Source organism: Cupriavidus laharis (assembly GCF_914271435.1).
In the GTDB taxonomy this organism is placed as follows: domain Bacteria; phylum Pseudomonadota; class Gammaproteobacteria; order Burkholderiales; family Burkholderiaceae; genus Cupriavidus; species Cupriavidus laharis.
The window spans coordinates 320,514-343,277 of sequence record NZ_CAJZAI010000004.1 but is presented as its reverse complement, the minus strand read 5'-3'; the positions used below and the strand labels follow the sequence as shown (position 1 = coordinate 343,277).

The following is a 22,764-nucleotide window of genomic DNA, read 5'->3' as shown; positions in this document are numbered from 1 at the left end:
TGTTCGTGAGAGCGATCAGCTTGCCTTGCGACGGCCGCGCCTTGCCGCCACCACGGGCGGCTTCCAGGCATGCAGGTCATCCAGCGTGAAGCCGATGTCGCGCGCTTCCTGGGTGACGAAGCCACGGTAGTAGTCCCCCATGCGCTCGCCGAACACCGGGTCCAGTTCGTTGTGCCATTGCTCCAGCCAGGGCACCAGTTCCAGCAAACTGGCCAGCAAGGGCTGCAGGCGCGCCGGCTCCCAGCCTTCGCTGTCCTTCATGTCCAGGTAGTACCCGGCCAGCGCCGTGGCCTGCTGCAGGTGATCCCAGCCGGCCCAGGCGATGACTAGGCTACCGTCCGAGCCGCGTTCGCAGCCGGGGTAGCTGATCCAGCGCTCCTTGGGCACGTCCAGGCCGCCGCGCAGGCGCCAGAAATCGGCCTTCAGAAAGTCCTTGCTCTGATATTTGGGCGGTACGGGAATTGCCCCGACCTCGCTGGCTTTGCGCTCGTCCTGGTGGCGTTTGATCTCTTCAGCCAGCTTCTTCTCGATCCAGGCGCGCGCTTCTTCGGAGGTATCGGTTCCGAAAGTCGTGCGGGTCATTTCGGCGAATTTGGCGCGCCAGGTGTCGTCGTTTTCAGCCACTACCCGGGCTTCGATAGCGTCTTCACGACGCTGCAGCGTCCAGGTGTCTTGCCACTGGGCGCGCTTGCGCAAGCCGGTGTCGGTGTAGCGTTGAGCCGGCAGCGCCGGCACGGCTTCTGCGACAACGAGTTCGGCAACGAGCTGCGGCAGATCGAAATCGGCATGACCGGCATAGAGCGCGGCGATCTGCATGAAATCGGCGTCGTGCGACACAGCGTCGGCGAGGCGGCTGGTGCTGTTGAGTTGAGGCGGTTGTTCGGGGCTGGCGGGCCATAGCGCAGGGGCTTCCAGCCGGGCCAGCAACCAATCGCGCAGGGCGGAGGCTTCCAAGTCTTCCGAACGCGGCGAGTTCCAGCGCCGTTTGAACTCCGGGCGCTCGATGAGGCCGATGGATTTGTCTCGCTCAATCAGTTCTATGCGACGAGCAACCACGCGACGATAGCCCGCGGGCCAATGCGTTGGAATCTCAGTAATCGGGGTCGAGCCATGACGTTCAAACCAAGTTGTCTGCTCAAGTCCTGCAGCCACACGACGAGCGAGCACGATCTCGAATGCCCGCTCGCCCCGTGCCACTTCGACCGGTGCGAAGAACTCCACCTCGTCCTCCGCTAGACCTGCAGGCAGCAGGCCATAGAGGCGATAACAACGCCAATCCAGTTCCTCCTGCTGCCCTATCATAGTTTTATAAATGGCCTCTACCCGATTTCGAGCTGTCATCAGAGAGTCCCTTGGGGTATCTGAGCACCCCACAAGTACTTCTCTGGGACTCAGCTCAGAAAGTTCGAGAGACAACGCATCAAGTCGTGCAGCAATCTCAGTATTTTGATTTTCCGGAACTGGAAAATCTTTCAGGCCGGCGCTAGTATATTCGTAGAACCTCTCCCAGTCCTCTGAAGCAATTCCGCCACCAATCCCTCCATTTCCTTTGTCGTGGAGAACCTGCTTCATCCAAAAACATCCCGCAGAAGAATTTAGGACCTGCAGAATATTTAGATAGTCAGCCACAGAAGAGTTATCCGGAAGTTTTATGAGAGGCGAAGATTGCTTATATACCTTCCCCTCTCGCTCCAAGACAAAATGGTTGTCTGTTGCCACAAAAGCAAGAGTTATTACTAGATTTTTGGCACGTCGCACAGCCACTTGGTGCCACTCCCACCAAGGGCGCCCCTCTTCAAAATAAGTTTTCTTGGAAAACGTCGGGCGAGATCCAAGGTTCGTCCGAAATGGCCATAGCCATCTGCCCAAGTAATGCGCTTCATGTATATCAACGAGGCGTTCATCAGTGTACGGAAATATTGCGTATGACTTTGGATGAGTGCACCAGTCCCGCACCTCATCACCGACGACGATCGGTCGGATCAAAAACTCCTCGATTAAATGCCGACGCAGAGTAAAAATATCCGACAATAGTACGTCATCAGCAGCAGTGATGCCAAAAAATCCCATCTCGGCCGTGACGTCTCCTAATCGCGTCAAACAGCGTTCCTCGATTAGCTCTTTAAGAGCACTTGCCCCACCACCACCGATGCTCCAAGGGTGCCTCCCAAGCGTCGACCGAAACGTGTCTGCAACACTGACGAATTCGCTCTCACTGCCGACCTGATCAATCTGGTCAAGGATAGCGCCCCAAACTAGCCCTTCCGCCGGATCATCTGGCGTGCTTGGTTCGCCCTTGATCCCCATCACTGTGCGCACATTGGTATCAATCGGCATACGGTTCCGACCGAAAAGAATGACTGTGGGAGTGCCATGGCCGGGAATGTACGCGCCGGAGGTGTCTACCACGTGCGTCAGGTCCAGCCGGGGAAGAACCTGCTCAATCAGCTTGCTGCCGAATTCGCGCTTCATGAAAGAGTTGGCCGTAATCAGACCCACATAGCCGGCACCGCGTCCGTCCGTACCGGTCACCGCCAACTCGAAGAATCGCTCCGTGAACGGCGCCCCCAGCGAATACTTCATGTGGCAACTGGCATACTTGCGTCGATAGGCGGCGTTGAGCGCAGCGTCCTTCACGACGATATAGGGCGGGTTACCCACCACCGCATGGTACTGACGGCCCAGAATTCGCTGCACCTCGCCCAGGTCTTCACTCGCGTAGGCGTGAGCCAGCCCTGTGTCAGCGTGGCTCTCGGCGACGTCGAACAGATCCTGGCTCTGCGTCAGGCCAAATCGTGTGCCATGCAACAGGCTGTCGCCAATCGCAACTGAAACACTGAAGTCGGGCGCGTTGGCCAGCCGCTGCACGCCGGCGGCTTGCAACGCCGCGACAAACAAGCGAAAGCGCGAGATCGCCACCGCGAAGGGGTTGAGGTCTACACCCGCCACGGCGTCCAGCGCCTTCTGAGCAAGGTCCACCGGGCTACCGCCGGGTTCGTTCCGCTGCCACTCGGCCAGTAGCCGGTGGAAGCCTCCCAGCAAAAAGTGGCCCGACCCACAGGTCGGGTCGATCATGCGCACATCACGGAAGCCAAATTCGCGGATAGCCGGGGTCAGCGTGCGATCGAGGACGAACTCTTCAACGAACTCCGGCGTCTGCAGCAGCGCATAGCGCTTGCGGGTTGCCTCGGACAGATCCTGGTACAAATCACCAAGGAAGCGAGTGTTCCAATCCGCGTCGGTGAAATTGTGCAGCAACGCCCCGGTACTAGGGTCTACCTGCTGCCAGAACTCCCGCAGCGCCATGGCGGCATCGCCGCTGATGCCGAGGCGGAAGGCTGGGTTGTGGGCCTCATCGAAGAAGGTATGCAGGCCCGGCAACGTGCCGGCTTCGCGGAAGGCAGAGAGCAAGTAGTCGCGGTCGCTTTCCGTCGGGTATTCCCGAAAGTACGCCTCGTGCCGGTCACGCGCCAGCGCCAGGCGCCCCGACTCGGGCGTGCCGCCAAGCCACGGGCGATCCACCAACTGGTTGTCCTCGATGAAGCGCAGGAACACACAACTGAGCAGCCAGTGCACGCCGGCCTGGGTGATGACCTGGTCGGCCCACGTCTCGAAGGTTTCGGCACAACGGCCTGCATCGCGGGCGGCCTGCCATTCGGCTTGCAGGCTGGCTTTGAGCGCCGTTAAGTCTTCGATGCGTTGCCGAAGATCGCCTTCCAGGCGTTTAAGCAGTTTGGTCAGGTCGGCCAGGAGTTGGGGGGCGTTGATCACGATGCAATCGTTCCTGCGGTGGACGGACGGGCGTGGCTGCCCGTCTTGGCCCGGTGTTTGTTCTCAACCCACGCTTGAGGCAATGCCAGGGCACGGGTGTTGTGGATGTTGTTGACGAGTGGCACGGCCACGCCGTCGATGACAGGCAAGCCCTGTTGGCTGGAAGGCAGCAGAACCCACGCGCTGGGCGTGTGGCCGGGCCGGCCGGTGTGCGCTTCCAGTTCGGTAACGAGGCTCATCAACTCGTAACGGGCGAGCAGCCCCACGCATACCAGCAGGATGGGCGACGGGCTGTCCAGCAATGCGGTGCGCACCGCCGGCAATGCCCGCTGGACCAACCGTTGCAGGTTGGTCCAGTGCCGGCTGCCGCGATCCGCCGCGTCGGCCTGGAGCACTACGCTCCAATCGACGCGAGCGGCTCGGGCCTGATCCCGCAAGGCGGCAAGCAGCATTGCATCGAAATTGATGCGCTTCACGGCCATGCCAGGCGTCGCCGTGTTGCCGAAGCGATGCAGCAACTCGGCCTCCGCGTGTCGGGCGATGCGCGCCGGCACGGTCAGCACCAGCATGCCGCCCTGCTCCAGCGAGCGGACGAGGCGATCTTCCACCATCGCAGCCCGGGCCACGTCGTCATCACCCATTCCATGGATGGTCAGCAGGGTGCCCTGACGAGAGAACTGCGTGGTAGTGCCCGCCGTCTGCCCCCGACCCAGGGTGGCCAGCCTGTATGCGCCCCGCCCTTCTGCCCCTGCGACATCCCAGGCCAACGGCGCACCAGCCTCTTCGAGCAGGCGGTCCAGTGCGGGACGGTCCGGCAGCGCCGATGCCTCGGGATATCGGCCGCGGACGCGATCCTTGATGTCCTTCACCCGCAGTTCCGGGGCGCCAATCAGCGCGCCGAGGGATTGGCGCAGTGCCTGGATGGGCGCCATGCCGCGCGGGTACATCTCCTGCCGGCTGGAAACCGCTGCATTGCGAGATGCCGACGCCGCGAGCCGCAGCAAGCGGGTGGGCGTCAGGGCAATCGGGACACTTCCGCCGAGTTGCCCGGCAGCAGGAAGGGGAACGCCTTCCAGCATTTCGAGGACGCGCGCGGGGGGCAGCAAGGGGTCGGCCAACGCGCAGGCATCGGCCGCGGTGCCAAGCTGGCGCGCATAGTCCGCCCATGCGGTTGCGCTGGCAATGAGCATCGACGGCTGATGGTCGACCGCTTCGAAGCGGGGTTGATCGAGATGGGATTCTGCCTCGACTGCTCCACGCAGGACCGCAGCGGCCTGCCGCAGACGTTCAGCTTCATCCTGCGATGCGCAGCCGCGCAGTGCAAGCAGCGCCAGGGCGCCTTCCTGCACGCTTATCACGTTGCCTTGGCTGCGAACGAGCGAATCAATCTGATGGCGCAACTCCGTGAACGCCGGAGTTTTGAGCCACCGCTCCCGCGCCTTGATCAGGGTCGCTGTCAGGGTGCCGCGATCGACTTCGCCAGCCTGGGCGGCCTCACCGAGGCTGGGCCATGCGCCGGCATTTACCGTGTCGTCCAGACCCAGGTAATGCGCCAGGGCTGCTTCGTCTGGCCGGTCGTCGCCCGCGGGCCGACGGGGAAGCAATTGCGCAGCAAGCTCGTTGATGCTGACGGCACCTTCGACCGCCTCATCGGCATCATGCGCGACAGCGCGCCCTTGCGTCAGGTCTGGCCTCAGGCGCGCCAACTCCTTGGCAGTCAGCCGGATTTCCTTGCGGATCTTGTCGCCGACGCCCTTGAGATACCGGAAACGAATCCGGTCGACCGCCAATAGCTCGCGGGCATTATGCACACCCATGCGCTCCAGGACATCCTGGGCTTCCAGGCTGTATCCCAGCTCGACCATCGTGGTCTGGGGGTTGGCTGTCAGGGCGATGGCAGCCAGGCCGCTGGCCGGCATGGCATCGCTGGGATGAACCGTCTGCCGCGTCTCGAAGATGGCTCGCCAGGCGCGCAGCATGTCCTCGGCGTTATCGAAACGCTCGCGGAAATCGCGCTTGAGCGCTTTCTCGAAGAAGCCGGCGAAGGCTTCCCGCGTGACCGGGTCGAACACATCTTTCTCGATGGTGACTTCCACGTTGAGCATCGATGGAGACGTCTGGCCGTCGCCCCATACCGGCGGCTGGCCCACCGCCATCTCGTAGAGTGTCACCGCAAGCGCGAAGCGCTCGGCATACAGGTCCCAACGCGGCGGCTTGCGCAACGACAGGAAGGGATCGAGGTAAGGGTGGGTGCCGGCTGTGATGTTGTCGACCGGAGTGCGGCACAGCGAAAAGTCGAACAGAACGAGCTGCAACTTGCCGGTGCGGTTCTCCGCTATGCCGATGTTCTCAGGCTTGATGTCGCGATGCGCGACGCCCTCGGATTCGAGATGGTCGACGGCCTCGATCAGTTCCTCACCGAAGCGTTGCAGCATGTCAAGTGAAAGGCGCCCCTCCTCCTTGAGCTTCTCCGCAAGAGTCTTGGCGCCCGCGCTCTTGAGCAGCAGCGCGGTCCTCCCGGAAACCGTGAGGGTTTCGCGGTGAGCCACAATGTTCTGGTGGTGCAGGCGGGCCAGCACCTCACCCTCGGCAACCAGCCGGTCGTTGTGGGCGACGTCGCAGGCCACCTTGAGGATGGCCTCCTCATCGCTGCCATCACGGCGCACCAGCAAGGCATCGCTGGACGAGCCACGTCCCATGCGTTTGACGACGGTGAACCCACCATCAAGCCGGTCGCCAGTCGTGGCGATGCTGGGATCGACGGTAACTTCGGGATCGGGCGTGGTCAGTTCGTCTTCGACAAGATCCAAGTCGTCAAGAAAGCCCTGAACAGTGTCATACCGCGACAGCACGTCCGGCGAAGTGGCGAATTGGATCAGGTCTTGCTGTCGCGCCCCGCAACCGTCCATAGTGTCCGAGAGCCTCAGACCTTGACCAATGCGAAGCTTTTCGGCCAGATCCAGCGTTGACTCCGCCGGAGGCTGGCCCGTGAAGATGTAGAAGGCGATGCAGCCGAGCGAGAACACGTCAAGGCTGGCGCCCTGGGCGGGGTCGGCCCGGGTGGTTTCCGGTGCTAGATAAATAAGCCCTGGATCCTCAACGTAGTCCTCAACGTGCTGCGTGCCGGTCGTGCGGTGAACAGTGTCCAGGGCAGCAGAATCCCCGACGTTGCGCGAAGCGGTCTGCCAGTTCATCAGTCGGAGCTGCATGACACTGCTGTCCGCACCGTGTACCAGGATGCTTTGCGGGCCCAAAGCACGGTGGTACAAGCGCTTGGCGTGGGCATACTTCAGCGTCTCGGCGATGTCTCGGACCAACTGCAGTCGCTGAGTGATGGTGAGCGTTTTGCCCTTTTCGCGAAGCAAGTGGTCCAGCCGAACAGCTTTAGGATCGTGGTCGAAAATCAGCGCGGGACCAAGTTCGGTTTCCTTGTAGTCCTTAACGCGCAGGATGCCCGGGTGATCGATGCCTTCGAGCACCTCGAACTCACGACGCGCCTGACGCAGCCGGGCCGCACGAATCTCTGGGCTGGAAGCGGTCGCCACCGTATAGATCCGCACGCGCCTGTGCACGGTGTCAATGCTGACGTGGCTCGCTTCCCAATCCTGAAATCCTTCGCCTTCAGCGATGAGTTTGATCAGCCTGTAATCACCGACCTGGCGATGTTTATTGGACGGGCGAATGCCCGCCTCTGCCAGGCCTCTGGCGATAGCGCGTGCCTGGGTGGCGTCAACCGGCGTGGTCGCCCTCGTGGTAATGCCATTGCTCAGCGCGCCGATAATGCCAGCATCGTCCAGGGCTCCGGGCCTGCCGTGCTGGAACGTGGCGCTCTTCGCCAGGCCCTCAAGCTGACATGCCAGGCTGCTCGATGAAAGGAAGATGGCCGGCTCGACAAATGGCAACCGCATCTTGGCCTTGGTGATGGCCGGCTGGCGCCGCAACAGGCTGGCCAGCCGCTTGGCCTTGCGGTTCGCGAGAATTAGCGGGTTATCGTAGGTGGATGACCTGCCGTCGGTAGTCCAGGTCCAGCTATGCGTGTCACCGCGGAGTACCCCTGGCCTGCTCTTGATCTCGACCAGGAACAGTCCGGCCGGCGACAACACCAGAGCGTCGACTTCGCTCACCTTGCCTTCGTCGTCGATGAACTCGAAGTTGGTCCAGACGTGCCACGAATCGCGGTCAGGAAGGTTGGCACGCAGCCATTCCAGCGCTTCCCGCTCCCAAGCGAAGTTGGATTCGGCTATGACGTGCCATCGAGATGCACTTAGCGTCACGTGGAGCTCCTGTCGGCATCAGGCACATACTCAAACAGATCCCCGACCTGGCATTGGAACAGACGGCACAAGGCGTCGATCGCGGCCAAGTCCAGGCGTGTCGCAGTCTCCTTGTACAGGTAACTGACGGTGCTGCGATTCAGGCCAGTAAGGCGCGCAACGTCGGAAATTCGAAGTTTATCGCGACCCATGAGGGTCGACAGATGGCAGCGAACCATAAATCACCTGCGATATCCGGGGTGATGCGCACAATAGCAAAACGACGCCCTACGCACAACCCGCCAGAGGAGGCATGGTTAAAAGTGTCAGTAGCCCCCTGCGCACCAAACTCCAGGTTCAGCAACCCACGCTCACTCCGCCGGAGCGCACAAAGCATCGCCCTAACACCGAATGTAAGATTATGTAACAAGATGGTGTAAAATGTATTGCTAAGTGCAATACACGACACACGGATTTATGGAACAAGAAAAGACAGTTGGCGTCACATTTCGAGTGACGCCACGTTTGAAACGCTTGCTCGAAGCGGCGGCAGGACGCGAACGACGCAGCCTGACAAACATGTTCGAAGTCCTAATCGAGGACTTCTGCCAGCGAAACGGCATTTCCGAGAGCGAACCCCATGGGGTGAAGGAATAACCCCATGAACGCATTGTCCAAATCCTTGGGAAGTATTCACCCCTCGCTCGAATCCCTGCAGGGCGTCCCCCTCTATATCTTCCTCCTGGTTGCCCTCCTTGGCCTTCTCTTCCTTCTCGGTTACGCAGTAAAAGGCACGCAGGTCTGGTGGGAGCTTTCGCAGGTCGTCAAAGCGGTGGCCGCCCACCGGGCAGACACTGCGCCGCCGTCGCCCGAGAGCGTCGGACAGGCATTCAAGTCGGAGCCGCTCAAGCATCTCTGGGATGAATATGCCGACACACTTCATGAAATCCGCAAGGGAGGCTCCGGCGCTGCCAGCGTGAGCGAAGTGCGGGCAACCGTACCGGCAGAGACAATGTTTACGCGCGAAGTACTTGTAGACAGTCGCTTGTTTGACGACTTTGCCCGCCACCTGCCGGGCGTTCTCACCGGCCTTGGCATCATCGGGACATTCGCCGGCCTGCTTGATGGCTTGCGCCAGTTTCAGCCGACCCCGATCGAGGCTGCCGTAAAGGGCCTGGGGCCACTATTGACAGGCGTGCAGCACGCTTTCGTGGCTTCCGGCTTTGCCATCGCATGCGCCATGGTCGTGGTCTTTATCAGCCGCCTGACCCTTGCATACCTATATCGGCTCGTTGAGCGCCTCACGCAGACCATTGACGGTCTATACGCAACCGGCGCAGGCGAGGAATACCTTGCCAGGCTAGTCAAGTCGTCGGAGCAAAACGCTGCAAGTTCGGCCCAATTGAAGGACGCACTTGTCGAAGATCTCCGCCAAATGATGACCAACCTGGTCGAACGCCAGATCGCGTCCCATGAGGCTGCCACCGTTTCGCTCGGCAAGCACATCGGAGAGAGCATCTCGACGGCTATCGCCGAGCCGATGAAGCGTGTGGGCGAAGCCATGGAGGCGACAACTCGGGGCAACGGAGAACAGGTCAGTTCAATATTAGAGACCCTGCTGACCGGCTTTATGGCCAAGCTAGAGGATACCTTCGGTAGCCAGATGCGCAGCATCAATGAGCAGATGCAGCGCTCAATGGACTCCATGGCAGCCGTGCAAGGGTCCCTGCAAGGGCTTCTGGCCGATATCAAGCGGACGAACGAGCATGCTGCCAGCCAGATGAGCGGCACGCTTGAGGAAGCCATGAAGAAGGCGGCCGACAACCAGCAGGTGCTGACCGACCAGATGCGCGAGTTTGTGCAGGACTTCCGGCGCCTTGTGTCCGAGGAGGCAAACAAGTCCAAGCAGGCCATGGACGATGCCATCTCGACGGTTCTTGGTCAGATCGGCACAGCAATGGAAGGGCTGGAGGCCGCACGCAAGACTTCCGCGGCAGAAGAATCGGGACGCCATCAACAACTTGCCACTCAAACCAACCAACTCGTGGGCGGGCTGACAGCACAAGTCGAATCGCTGCTCGCCTCCGTTTCAGAGCAGGTAACCAAGGCCCAACAGAATATCGATGCACTGAGCAACGTCTCGCTTCGCGCCATCAATGATATGAACCAAGGTGCGCTGACTATGGGATCGGCAGCTCAGCGCTTCGAGACCGCCGGCAGTGCCGTCACGACGGTGCTAGATCGCTCATCGAGTCTTACAGACAGCCTGTCGTCGGCCTCGACCGCACTCCAGACAGCAGCTTCGGCTGTCCAGCGCGGCTTCGAACAGTATGACTCGACGAGACGTACCGTGGACACGCATATCGCCAAACTCGAGGGACTCATCAAGTCCGCCCAGAGCGAGGCTGGTGTCTCCGAGCAACTCGTGGCCAGCATCAAGTCCAGCGCCGACGCTATGCGCGCAGCGGAAGCGGCCAGCCGAGCGCACCTGACACAAATCAACGACGCCCTGACGGATGCATTCGAAAAGTTCGGAACCGCGCTCGTCGGCCAGGTTCAGGCGACGATCGCCGAGACCGATCGACACCTGTCGAAGGGAACCGGCCATCTGAATGGTGTAGTTCAGGAATTGGCAAACGCCGTGCATCGGATGAAGAGAACCTGACATGCAGACCCGTTTCGTTCTCAAGAGAGGGGGCAAGCATGAAGGCGAAAGTCCGTTCTGGATCTCCTTCTCCGACCTCATGTCAGCCCTCATGGTGCTCTTCCTGGTGGTCATGGCGGTGACTCTGGTGGCTGTCACGCAAAGCATTGACGCCACCACCAGGCGCTCCATCGAACGCAGCGAAGCGATCAGCAAGATCATGAATATGATTGCCGCGGAATCCAGGAAGGCTGACGTCGGCGTGGATCAACAGAACTACCGTATCGACCTTGGCAAGGAAGTCCGCTTCGACAGCGGCAGCTTCACCATCAGCGCGCCAGCGGCCCAGTTTCTCCGTAGCTACGTCCCCGTCCTGCTGAAGGCGAAGGACACGCCGGAAGGCCGTCGCTGGATGCGCAGCGTGGTGGTGGAAGGATTTACAGATGAGGACGGCACCTATCTGTACAACCTCCAGTTGAGCTTGAATCGCAGCCGCAGTGTTGTCTGCTCTCTGTTCCAGGGCACAGCAGGTGCGGACGGGCTCACACCGGGTCAGTTGCGAAAGGTCCAGGAACTCTTCCTGGTTGGCGGGTACTCGTTCAACTCCATCAAGAAGGACAAGGCGGAGAGCCGCCGCGTCGAACTCAAGGTGGACTTCTGGGGGCTCGACGAAACCCCTCCGGCACCGAGCGTTGTGTTGCGTGACAAGGAGTTCGGGAGATGCTAGCCATGGACGCGAATAGCGACCTTGTAAAGCGACTCTCGGCTGCGATTGCCGGAATGGATCTTCCCTCGGTACGACTTGGACAACCGGAGACGGTCGAACAAGTCGCCCGCGAGGCCGAGCGGCTGTTCCAGGGATATGCAAAAGCCAACACAGGCACCGAAGATGCTTACGCGGCCGCGCTTGCCTTTCTGCGCGGGAAAACACTGGACTCGTGGGAGCGCGACCGTATCGCTTCCGCGATTGCTGACCCCGTGAGAGAGCGCAACGGCGAAATCGTCCTCGGCTCCAGCCGATTCTCTGAACTTCTGAAGTTCTACGAGGATGAGGCGCAGCGCGGAGAGTTGTGGCGACTGACGTGGCACGGCCTTCTGTACGCCTACTTCAGATTCGACCCGACGCTTACACGCGGTCCCGCCGCTCATCAGGGCTGGGCAGTCCTGCGGGCATTTCTCCAGCGCACCTGGCCGCTGATCGACCAGCAGGCGGGCAGCAACTCGGTCCCGGACTGGATAGCCGTTCTACGGAAGGAGTCAGACGTTTTGTCGGAGAAGCCTGCCGACAGGTACGCTATGGCCTGCTTGCAGGGGGACTCGACAGCAACTGATCAACTCGCCGAAGACCTCGGTATCCCTCCGTCGAGCTGGTTCTGGCATGCACTTGTATTGAGCGGCGTGCGCCGGGCCACTGCATCCAACGACACCGAATTCCGACGGCTCATTCCAAGACTTCTTCATCTCATCGACAGCAAGCCAGCCTTTCGCGATGAGGCCATTGAGGCAATTCTCATCCGTTATCACGCCTGTCGAGGAACGCCGCAAGACGAGAGCCTTCGAGACTATGTTTGCCAGCCAAGGGTCTGGAAAAATCCAAAGCTCAAGCAAGCGGGCCTGGCCACCGCCTGGAACCGCGTCCCGGAGCCCGTCTGGCAAATGGTGCTTGCGTGGGTCAACGAAGGGAATCTGCGGGATTTCTTCGCCATACTTGCTGCGCGCAACAAAGCCGACGAAGGCCGGCTGGCATTCTGGTCAAAGTACATCAAGCAAATTACGTGGACTCGCCTGGTTTTCGGCGAGGACACGATACAATTGAAAAACACTCACCGTGCAATCCGTGAACTGATTGCCAGAGAGGAAGGCGCGTACGCGAGACTGCGTGATGCCCGCGACTTGGACGCCTTCATGATGCAGATTGGCTCCTATCTCATCATTGAATTCAGCAAGAAGCCGAATGCGTGCTACGCATACGTATCAGATCAGCTCCCTTTCAAGCCCTATGATCAGGCCTACGCCGGCGACACAAGCGATCTGAAGGCCGGGTATTACGGGAAGCGCGCCGCTCGCATTTCACACCAACCCGGCTGGGAAGCCGGTGCAACAGATGAACTCAGGCGTCTAGGCATCTTCCCGGATCGCCAGGACAACCGGAACGAAATTTCCCGTCCGGGAACGAAAGCTGGCACAACAACGACGAGGTCGACTACCGCTCATTTGACGCCCCCGCCGGACATTAGCAGCCTGCACTCCCTTGTCAGTCGATTCCGCGGAGCTTCGATTGACGACAACCGCACCACAACTGGCGGTGGCCGACTTTGGGTAGTTGATCCACTGCAGCGAACGCAACTTGCGGCTGAACTCCAATCCATGGGATTTAGGTGGGCAGCCGCCAGGCAAGCCTGGTATTTGCCGGAGCACTGATGGGAATCCTCGATTTTTTTAAACGCTCAGCTAGCACGAAGGCCGGCAGGTCCGTCCTAAAACCCGCCTGGACTGATGAAGGCGTTCGCATCGAATTTGCCCAACAATTGCCTGAAGCGTCTCCCGAAGGCCTGCTGGAAGCCATTCACGAGGCAGGCCCGGAGGACTCCTTGCTCGGTGCCTACCTCGCACAACTGGCCAGCGAAGACAAGTGCGAACTCGACCGGTCTGGGGTATTGGTACCTTGGCAGCAAGTTTTCGCGCTTCAGGGTTCGGTGGAACATGCTGGTGCCCTGCACTTCCTCGACCTCCCCCCGCAGGGCCCCCTGCGCCCAATCCTGGATAGCTCAGGAACCCTGTCAGACCGCGAATTCGGCCTCGATATCGTCGGCTGGACAGATGGCCAACATCAAATCCGGCCGGAGCGACTGGATGGCGCAGTCGCCACGCATGGCGGGCAGCCGCAAATGCTTTCGGCAGCAGCATGGGCGACAGCAGCGGAGATTGCCCGCTTCCGGCAGCGCGGCCCTGACGAGCGCAGCCAGCATGTCAACGAACTTGTATGGGGGCGGATCCGGCGTTTCGCCGATGAAGCCGGCGCGCTGTATGCGAATCCATATTTGGAGACGACTTGGGTACTGACCCCGGAGACATTGCGCCTTCCCCTTCACAAGGAAGAAACGCCATTCGGTCGAGTCATGACCGTATCGCCCACATTTGACGGGGCACCCGATGGGTGGCTAACAGCATTTGATGGCTACAACTCCGTGCAGCCTAGCTATGAGCTGACCCGAGGCACAGGGCGCGTTCGGATTGTCATCTCCGAGCCGGTACGAAAGGTTCTTTCTGTCATCAAAAGGGAAATGCCTAACCGTCAGGTCGCCGGCAAGAAGGCTGAGAGGTTCGTTCACAACCCCTTTGCCTTTCTTGGCGACGCTGCCCACGACGTACTCAGCGAGAGCGAGTTCGAGGCAGATCGCGCTGAAGCTGGCGCATTGGCTGCCGCCTTCAGTATTGTCGGGCGCTTTGACCACGGCAGGATCACCACGGTCGATCTCGTCGTCACCGAGCACTTTGGCGACCACAGCGCCAGAACCGCGTCCAGGGCTTTCGCATCTGCCGCAGAATTCCAGGCGTTTCTGGATAGCCTGACCGCAGCGCTCGAACAGGAACGGGAGCAATTTCCCTGGGACGAGTACGACCTGGCCCTCGACGGCGATGCGACATCGCAACTGGAATACGGCAGGCAGCTTTCCCATCTCTGGCGTACGCAACCAGCAGAGCGCATTAATTTCGACGACGTTTTCGAGATGGAGGGATATAGCGGCCGCATCGAGGGCATCGGCGCCGCGAAGCCTATCTATGTCCCGGTCTTTCAGAAGGCCAAGGGGGATGCCGAAAACAATGACGGCTGGCTGCCCTCCGACCTGGCGCCAATGGTGCAGGTCACGCTCCAGGGCCACGAGGGAAAGGTTCTCATTCCACTGAGCCGGGAGTGGGTGCAGGAATTCGAGCAACAGGTTCAGCGGGCCGAGCAGAACAGCGAATCGGAAGTGAAGAATACCAGCCTGCCAACAGCGATCCCGACGACGCAGGCCCGGACGCTCTTGAACGCCTTTCAGTCCATGCTTGACTCTCAGGAGCGCATCCGAGGCGATGGGACACAGCAGCCCAGGGACAAGAAGCCACCGAAGCAGACACTTCTCGTCAAGACTAACTTCCACAGCGTGGATTATCTCGAGGAACGGCGCGCTTCCCTGGCCTTGCCGTCCGACTGGAAGGTCGCACTTCCCCAATGCTTGCGAGCGGAGATTGCACTCAAGGCGCATCAGAAATACGGCATTGCGTGGTTCCAGAACCTGGTCGCGAAGGCGCCCGCCGAATGCCGGGGTGCACTGCTTGCGGACGACATGGGATTGGGGAAGACGGTGCAATTGCTTTCGCTGATCGCTTGGTACTACGAGCGCAATCCTGGCGCGTCGCCTTCCATCATTCTGGCGCCGAAGAGCCTGCTCGACAATTGGGCAAACGAAGTGAAGAAATTCTTCACGCCTTCATTTCCGGAGGTGCTCGTCTTGTATGGTGATGCGCTGCGACTGCGCAGGCAACCGCTTGACCTGATCGACAGCCAGCTTCAGGAAAAGGGCATCGTAGACCTGCTCAAGCCGAATTGGGTCGGTGCCGCAAAGGTTATTGTGAGCACCTATGAGGTGCTGACCTCCTACGAATTTTCACTGGCGAAACAGCCATTCGCCTTTGTCATCTGCGATGAGGCGCAGCGCATCAAGACACCGGGCACGCTCGTTACACTGGCAGCCAAGAAGCTGAAAGCCGATTTCCGCATCGCGTGTACCGGCACCCCGGTGGAAAATTCGCTGGCCGATCTCTGGTGCCTGTTCGACTTCGTGCAACCCGGACTACTAGGAGCGCTCGAAGAATTTGGCAAGACTTACCGGCGCCCCATCGAGTGCGAGACCGACGAGCAAGTTGAAACACTGAAGCGGCTTCAGACTGCCATCGCGCCGCAGACATTGCGCCGCACTAAGGCCGATATTGCAGCCGATCTCCCAAAAAAATATTTCGCCCTGAGTAAGTCCGGAGAGCGCCCACTTTCATTCAAGCCTCTCCTAGATGAGGAGGAACGGCTCGAGATTCCCCTTACCGAACACCAGAAGATCCTCTACAAAGGCGGTCTCAAGAAATTGCAGGATGCTGCGCAGGAGACCAACGGGCGCAAGCGGGCAAAGCTCTCGTTCGGCGCGCTCCACCTCATGAAGGCGGTATGCGCCGAGCCCTACTGCCTGCCCGGTACAAAATTCATCGTGGACAAGGCAGGAAAGGACGTCCATCTGGCTAACTCGCCAAAGTTGAAATGGCTACTTGACCGCCTGACCGAAATCAAGGAGGCGCAGGAAAAGGCCATCGTTTTTACGGAGCTCCGCGAGGTGCAGGCTGCCTTGTACTTTTTTCTCAGAGAGACGTTCGGCATTCGTCCTCACATTATCAATGGAGACTCCCAAGGGCGACAGGGCTACATTGACAGCTTTTCCGCGGCCCCGGGCTTCAATGTCATCATTCTCTCCACCCTGGCGGCGGGCGCCGGTCTAAATGTCACGGCGGCGAACCATGTGTTCCACTTTACCCGCGCATGGAATCCGTCGAAGGAATCGCAGGCGACCGACCGGGCCTACCGGATCGGACAGGAGCGTGATGTCTTTGTCTATTGCCCAACGCTGGTTGCCGCCGACTTCTGCACGTTCGAAGTCCGCCTTGACCAACTCCTCAAGCGCAAGGCCGGATTGGCCGGCGCGACACTGGATGATGGCGGACTGACCGCAATGCTCAACGGCAGCGGCAAAGATGCCTCGTTCACGGAACTGGTTGGAGCCGGTGAAGAGGGAGAAGCGGTTCCCATCCGCTACCTGACGATGGACGATATCGACCGCATGGACGGAGACAGCTTCGAGGCATTCTGCAAACTACTATGGAGCCGCCAAGGTTTCGAGGCCCACATTACGCCCAAGCGTGGTGGCGACGGAGGCATTGACATCGTCGCGTTCAAAGACCGCGAAGGCGAACTGTTGCAATGCAAGAGTTCCAAGTCGTCCGACGTCGGCTGGGATGCGATCAAGGAAGTGACCGCAGGTGCCGCAAGGTATCAGGCGAGATTCCCCGGTACCCGATTCCGTCGAATCGCCATCACGAATCAGAACTTCACGAGTAGTGCGATTGAACAGGGTCGAGCCAATCATGTAGAGCTTATTACCAGAGAGCGGCTCACAGAACTGATTGGTCGTCACCCCGTCACCAATCATGAGTTCGACGAAGCCCTGCAGGATTGGGCAGACGCGATTCACGTTGTCGCAACTTGATCTGGTAATGGAGTAGCGTTGGGATTCGGCAGCCGAAGTCCTGCTTTGTGAATGTCGAAGGATTCGTACTCGACCTGGAGCGCATGAACGGATGCAGTGAACTGAAAGCTATAAGCCTCGCGGAACAAAAACTCATTTCAAAATGAATTCTCCTCACGCTGAAGTGATCGCCGACCCGCGAACCTTGCCAAGTTCACTGCCTTGAGGCGGGCCACGCCAGGCGATCAAAGTCGGGGACGGGCAGCATGATGCGGTCGACAGAATGAATTGTGGCCGTATGCGCGGTCAACATAGCCCCCTACGCAAAGGCCAAACGATCCCAAATGCCCGCTCCGTGCCAATTGCGTGGCCGACGCCGGCTAGTGCCCCAAAACCGGTGTCCATGTCGCGGAACAGTTCATTCCATCGAATTCCGATTATCAGCGATCATAATGCACGCCTAGCCGTACCAGCGCATCTCCTAGGAGCATGAGAAGGTGCCGGAGGCCGAGACCCGAGTTACCCCCATATCAGCGCTTATAAAGCCTATAGAGAGTATCTTCGAAGCTCTGGACTAACAAAGGGGCCACTTTCCCTTCCTGCAGCCAGCCGAGGACCACAATCCTTGCCGAAAGCTGAGCTGTACTAAGGCGAGGAATCCATTCCTCGCGCTTGAAATAGTTCAGTGCTGTGGATATCGCTAAGTCGTGCGTCGAATACGGTATGGGCCCGCTATTAAGCTCCGTAGCCGTGATGGCAATCTCCCGCACGCTTACAACCTCCATCAGGAGTTCTCGAGCAAGCTCAATCGCTTCGGCGAGCTTTGCTCGCTTGGCGGGCGGCGGATCACCGTAAACTAACCTGATAAATTCATCCAATGCGGTTTCTGATTTTCTCTTCCCAAACAAGCCAAACATATCGACTCCACATACTTAGATTAAACAGTAGTCATTCACTGTTCGCATCACTCCGGGAGGGTGACAGACTGCGACTTAGGACCACCGCCTGGCCATTTTGGCAGAATCAGCATCATCAAAACCATGGCCTGAACACTTGCAGAACCTTCTCGAAGCGAACCCCGCACATGCTATCTCCCAGACCCGAACTGCAGTTTGGGGTCGCGACGCCGCTCCCCGACGCAGCATCGTCAGGAGTTGAGCGACAATGCGCTTGACACGCAAGCGCCAAGTTCCGCGGGCGTGCCGCCAATGGGAGACGACGACGGTTGCGTGGCGCGGATTTGGCGCGGTATTGCACTATCCGTTGGCTTAATATCAGAACTACGGTTGATTGGTTTTACTTTCCTTACAGACTATAGCCAACCTTCGCCACAAATGACAGGTCATTCCGCATCCGCCATGGCACGTTGCGCGCAACTTCCCCACTCGCTTCGACTACGAAGGTGCAAGAACAGATCGTCACGAAGTTCCCAGGAAAAGTTCCGATGGGGCCGCTACAGTTCCCGAAGAGTGATACTGCACTTACTAAGGACATAATGGAAGCGCTTCTTCTGCGCCTCTCGACTTTTCAACTTATCAGCAATGCCACCACGCGCCTTGTTACGGCTCGCGAACTCTTTCAGCAGAACGAGAGCCCTGCGGCGATCCTCCGTATCCAGCGGTATGACCAGGGATCGTCCTGCCGTGCTTCCCCGCATTAAGCGAAGCCCACCATCCTCGCCCACCAGGTGCGGCTTGAAACAGATCGCCTCATCAACCTTCAATCCGAAAGCACGAATCGCCAAAAGTTGGTGACCAACCCGCTCATCGTAATCCATCACCCTATTCAACTTCTCATCGAATATTTCGATATTTCTCAGATCCGACGTATCGCGCGGCGTTGCCCGAACCACCCGCACCCGCGCCGCATCCGCGACGTATTCCTCCGGACTCTTGACCAAATCTGCTTTGCCGACCCAGCGACAGAAGATCCTAAGTGACGACAGATTGGAGACGATTGTTCTTGCTGATAGGCCATCCCGCAGCCAGACATCGACGAGCGCTACGATGTGCTCCTGCGTCAAATTGAATGGATCAATCAACTCGAACTCGGTTCGACGCACGAGATCTTTAAAGATTTTTTGAATGGACTGCTGCCGGGTCGCTCGCGTCTGTGCATTCACAGCCTTACCATGCCTCACAGCCAACCGATTGCAGACATCGATGACGTCCTGCACCGTCCTCGTCAACGCTTGATGCTTTGACCGTTCTTTGATGCCGTCAATTTCCGCACCACTGAGTGAACCCCGTCTCACAGAAACACCATCCCATCCATGCATTTAGATTGATGGATTGTTTCTCTGCAATGTTGGTGGGTCAACCCGAAATCTCAGACGAGGCTACATGCCATGAAGGGCCGTTCAGGGCCACTTTTCGCCAAAACGATCGCATTGAGTGCTGGCCTCGACGATGCTCTCAATGGTGTTTGAGCGCGCATTCCTCAGTCCCGTGAGCAACGCCTTCGTCCGGCGTCCGACCTGGCTCTAGGCTGCGTTGTCATTCAGTGAAGGCATTGCATCCGGGGCGGCGGAGACTCCCCCTACCCGACAGACCGCCCTCCCCAACGCGCGATCTGCTTCGCTGGTCCTGGCGGCGCCGGGCACGGCCATCTCGCCGCCTGGATTACGCGTGAACGCGCTAATCGGGGACTCGCGATGCGCTTGCGCCCGCGGGCTTGGACGCCCGGCGCTTGACGGGCCCTGAGGCATCGCATTGTCCTGCTCGGTGCAACACGGTGCTGGGGTCAAGCAAGCGTGTCGAGAACCACACATCCAGTTCCCCTCCGCTTCATGTGCCGTAGCCTATGCCTCCCACCCAGCCTCACCGCCCGCCCGATAACCCTCCCTCTACCGTGCCATATTTAGTAGCCAAATGTGCCATCGTTAAGTTGCCCCGATCAGAGACGATGAAAGTTATCCACAGCCATTTTCTCTCGCAAGTCATTGACAGATATCGATATTTACCCAGGCAATGGCAGCCGCATTTCCTCCTTGGAGCGAAAAGTGCCACCGTGCACTAACGATGGCACAACACGCTACTAACGATGGCACATTTCATTAAGGATGGCACTTGACGCTACTAACGTTGGCACCGTTGCTATTAACGATGGCACACAACCCTACTAAGGATGGCACATGAAAACGACCTAACCGATTGATTTACAATGACAATCACCCTCCCATAACGGTTTACAAGGTTTTAAGTTCTATAAAAAAGACGTAACGTTGTTGTCTTTGTTTACGCGCGAACCGTCAAGCGCAGTGCGGGGCTTTGCTGACAGCCTGATGTGGGCTACCACTGCCCAGGCGACACGGCCGACCGCCTGGTCCGCAGACAATCCTTCACAGTCATTTCAAAATCCCCTCATGCAGTGCCAACCTCAACTACTGATTTCCCGCAACGCGGCTGAATAACCGCATCGCGCATTCTTCAAATCCATAATCCCTTGCCGACGGCATCACAATAAACGAGCGCCCCGAAATAGCGGGTTCTCCACCAAGCTAACCGTCCGGTTCGGATGAGCATTTTGTGATACATTTTCGATTGCACCCGACGAATCAGTGCCACGCCGACCTAAGCCGCCGATGATCAGTGCCCAGTAAATCGCACCAGAGGGCCGCTGAGCGCTTTTTCCGACACCCCTGCAGGGTGGCCCACCCCACCCCACCAGAGGCGCTCAAATCACCCTCCATGCGATTGCCGCCCTCCGGCACCCGGCGAGTTTCCAGTTGCTGCTTCGCGGATGCCAATTTACACGACCATTGAGCTCGATATGCAAAGGGCGCACGCACTGGCCGCCTTAGGAGGCAGGCATTAATGCATCGAAAATAGAATGAATCGAAAGATATTAATTGGGCCCGAGGCGATTCGATCAGCGGTGGGGGAAATCCCAGCTCTCTGCCGACCAGGCTGCGCCCGCGATAAGTCCGCCCTCCTGGCGAAAAGTGCCCCAATAAGCACTCAAACGCGCGCGATGGTTGTCGCCGCCTAGAAGCGATCACTTAACGGCGACTGCATGACCCCGAAGCGCCTTCCGGTCGCCACGGCACCCGCGCTGCCAGGACGCGATACGCGACGCCACAGTGTGTCCTAGGGATAGCGCGCCACGCGCACCCTCCGCCCCGCCACGCTCCCCAACGCCACCTGCCCGCTGCGCGCCTCGTCAAAGCGATTCCCGGCGGCCGCGATGCACCCGCGCCGGCCCCGCGTGGACGCTTTTGCGCCTGCCGCTCCCCTGCCCGCCGCACTGGCCCGTGCCCCTCCACTATTGATAAAAGCTGTTATCAATAGCCCCGGCTCCGCACCGTGTACCGCATGCCGGCAATCCAGTGATCTAGCTCGAGCGTGACGCACACCACGCCCGAGTTGCCGCGCTGCCCCAGCAGGTTGAAGAGCGCCACACGGTTGAATGACTCCTGGGTTTGTCCGTTGAACCCGCCTGATTCTGCAGCCCATAGGCAATGCCTACCATCAGAGCGCACCGCTCGGCTCCGGGCTGATCTGTGACACAGACAATTACTTGCATCCAGGGCGGCGGTGACTACAGTGCCCACAATCCGACAAGCGGGAACGCCCGTTCTCCGCACGGCATCCCCCCCGAGAATTGAAACATGCCCGACGCCCTGCTGCCTTCACCCGTACCGCCGGCACCATTACTTCCTGCCATTAGTCAGCGACTTACCCCTGCCCAGTTCGATACGCTCGCCGCTGCGCCGGCTACTGCCGAGTGGTTCGCCAACCTGAGCAACGCCCGGACGCGCCGCGCCTATCGGCTAGACCTAGGTGAATTCATGGCCTATGCGGGCATCGCGCGAGCTGAGGACTTCCGGCTTATCACGCGCGCCCACGTCCTGGCGTGGCGCACCTCGCTCGAGGACCGTTTGCTGTCCGGCGCCACGATCCGTCGCAAGCTCGCGGCCCTCTCTTCGCTCTTCGATTACCTGTGCGACCATCACGCTGCCGCGAGCAACCCAGTCCGAGGGGTCCGTCGCCCCAAGGTTGACAGCGCTGAGGGCAAGACCCCGGCGCTATCGGAGCACGAGGCTCGCGCCCTACTCGACGCGCCGCGCACTGGGACTCTGAAGGGCCAGCGCGACCGCGCGCTACTTGCCATACTGCTCTACCACGGACTGCGACGAGCGGAGCTATGCGCCTTGCGGCTGCAGGACATCCTTCCCCGCCACGGGGTACTCCATCTTCGTGTCCGCGGCAAAGGTGGCAAGCTGCGTTACCTGGTACTGCACCCGACGGCAGCCGAGCGCGTGTCCGCCTACCTGAAAATTGCCGACCACGGCGGCACCCCTGCTGCGCCCTTGTTCCAGTCCTTGCGCGCCACAGGTGCGCCTCTCACCCCCGATGGGGTCTACAAGATCGTTCAAGCTTCGGCAGCCCTGGCCGGCCTCTCAGTGCCCGGCCTCGGCGTACATGGCCTCAGGACCACCGCCGCGACTTGCGCCCTAGAGCATGGGGCCGACTTGGCGGAAGTTCAAACGTGGCTTGGCCACGCGAATATTTCCACGACACGACTCTACGACCGGCGGCATCACCGCCCCGCGAATTCGCCGAGCCTAAAAGTCGAGTATTGAGCCACGGCCAGACTGCCCATGGCAGCCACGCCATCGTTTCGCAGACTTTCGACTCGACATTTCCGGCCTCAGGCGAGCAGGTCGGCTTGGCTTGGCTTGTACAGCCCTAGCAATCAGCAAGAAATTCCCCAAAGCTCTCACATCGGAATCAGTCAGTGCCGAAGCAATTGACGGCCTTCCCGAGCAGCATCAGCGTGGAGTCGCGGCGACGATGCATGCCATCTAATTTGTTGCCGCAAG

The 22,764-nt window shown here is 59.6% G+C and carries 10 protein-coding genes; 5 read left to right on the top strand and 5 right to left on the bottom strand.

All coding sequences use genetic code 11. From position 1 onward, the window contains the following. Positions 1-15: 15 nt before the first annotated feature. From pglX to LDO29_RS11395, 3 genes are read right to left on the bottom strand one after another with little or no spacing between them, the layout of a single operon-like run. Positions 16-3,771 (bottom strand): BREX-2 system adenine-specific DNA-methyltransferase PglX, encoded by a 3,756-nt coding sequence (pglX, locus tag LDO29_RS11405; RefSeq protein WP_224079889.1) that lies wholly within the window; start codon positions 3,769-3,771, stop codon positions 16-18. Continuing rightward, positions 3,768-8,045, bottom strand: coding sequence for a BREX system serine/threonine kinase PglW (gene pglW / locus LDO29_RS11400; protein WP_224079888.1), 4,278 nt, complete (start codon positions 8,043-8,045; stop codon positions 3,768-3,770). Before pglW ends, pglX begins: the two co-directional genes overlap by 4 nt. Then, complete coding sequence (locus LDO29_RS11395; RefSeq protein WP_290369560.1) at positions 8,042-8,263, bottom strand: helix-turn-helix domain-containing protein; 222 nt, start codon at positions 8,261-8,263, stop codon at positions 8,042-8,044. The genes pglW and LDO29_RS11395 overlap by 4 nt, the downstream gene beginning before the upstream one ends. A 422-nt stretch (positions 8,264-8,685) precedes the next feature. Here LDO29_RS11395 and zorA point away from each other — a divergent pair, with 422 nt between their 5' ends. The 4 genes from zorA to LDO29_RS11375 are packed head-to-tail and all read left to right on the top strand — an operon-like array spanning position 8,686 to position 16,961. After that, complete coding sequence (gene zorA / locus LDO29_RS11390; RefSeq protein WP_224079886.1) at positions 8,686-10,689, top strand: anti-phage ZorAB system protein ZorA; 2,004 nt, start codon at positions 8,686-8,688, stop codon at positions 10,687-10,689. 1 nt (position 10,690) lies between these two features. Then, positions 10,691-11,395, top strand: a complete 705-nt coding sequence (locus LDO29_RS11385; RefSeq protein ID WP_224079885.1) for an OmpA/MotB family protein — start codon at positions 10,691-10,693, stop codon at positions 11,393-11,395. A 2-nt stretch (positions 11,396-11,397) separates the two neighbouring features. After that, a complete protein-coding gene (locus LDO29_RS11380) occupies positions 11,398-13,089 on the top strand; it encodes an EH signature domain-containing protein (RefSeq protein ID WP_224079884.1) in 1,692 nt (563 codons plus the stop codon). Next, the gene (locus tag LDO29_RS11375) at positions 13,089-16,961 is read left to right on the top strand and encodes an SNF2-related protein (RefSeq protein WP_224079883.1); all 3,873 of its coding nucleotides are present in this window, start codon (positions 13,089-13,091) and stop codon (positions 16,959-16,961) included. The genes LDO29_RS11380 and LDO29_RS11375 overlap by 1 nt, the downstream gene beginning before the upstream one ends. Before the next feature lie 509 nt (positions 16,962-17,470). Here LDO29_RS11375 and LDO29_RS11370 read toward each other — a convergent pair. Together LDO29_RS11370 and LDO29_RS11365 are read right to left on the bottom strand one after the other, a co-directional pair. Further along, positions 17,471-17,857, bottom strand: a complete 387-nt coding sequence (locus tag LDO29_RS11370; RefSeq protein ID WP_224079882.1) for a hypothetical protein — start codon at positions 17,855-17,857, stop codon at positions 17,471-17,473. A gap of 536 nt (positions 17,858-18,393) precedes the next feature. Then, positions 18,394-19,116, bottom strand: a complete 723-nt coding sequence (locus tag LDO29_RS11365; protein WP_224079881.1) for a phage integrase N-terminal domain-containing protein — start codon at positions 19,114-19,116, stop codon at positions 18,394-18,396. Between the two features lie 2,433 nt (positions 19,117-21,549). Here LDO29_RS11365 and LDO29_RS11360 point away from each other — a divergent pair. Continuing rightward, a complete protein-coding gene (locus LDO29_RS11360; protein WP_224079880.1) occupies positions 21,550-22,524 on the top strand; it encodes a tyrosine-type recombinase/integrase in 975 nt (324 codons plus the stop codon). Positions 22,525-22,764: the final 240 nt, after the last annotated feature.

Bases quoted from the DNA above. Each gene is read 5' to 3' on its own strand.
- LDO29_RS11360 (WP_224079880.1), top strand. From the start codon at position 21,550: ATGCCCGACGCCCTGCTGCCTTCACCCGTACCGCCGGCACCATTACTT.
- LDO29_RS11370 (WP_224079882.1), bottom strand. From the start codon at position 17,857: ATGTTTGGCTTGTTTGGGAAGAGAAAATCAGAAACCGCATTGGATGAA.
- LDO29_RS11395 (WP_290369560.1), bottom strand. From the start codon at position 8,263: ATGGTTCGCTGCCATCTGTCGACCCTCATGGGTCGCGATAAACTTCGA.
- LDO29_RS11375 (WP_224079883.1), top strand. From the start codon at position 13,089: ATGGGAATCCTCGATTTTTTTAAACGCTCAGCTAGCACGAAGGCCGGC.
- LDO29_RS11385 (WP_224079885.1), top strand. From the start codon at position 10,691: ATGCAGACCCGTTTCGTTCTCAAGAGAGGGGGCAAGCATGAAGGCGAA.
- LDO29_RS11380 (WP_224079884.1), top strand. From the start codon at position 11,398: ATGGACGCGAATAGCGACCTTGTAAAGCGACTCTCGGCTGCGATTGCC.
- zorA (WP_224079886.1), top strand. From the start codon at position 8,686: ATGAACGCATTGTCCAAATCCTTGGGAAGTATTCACCCCTCGCTCGAA.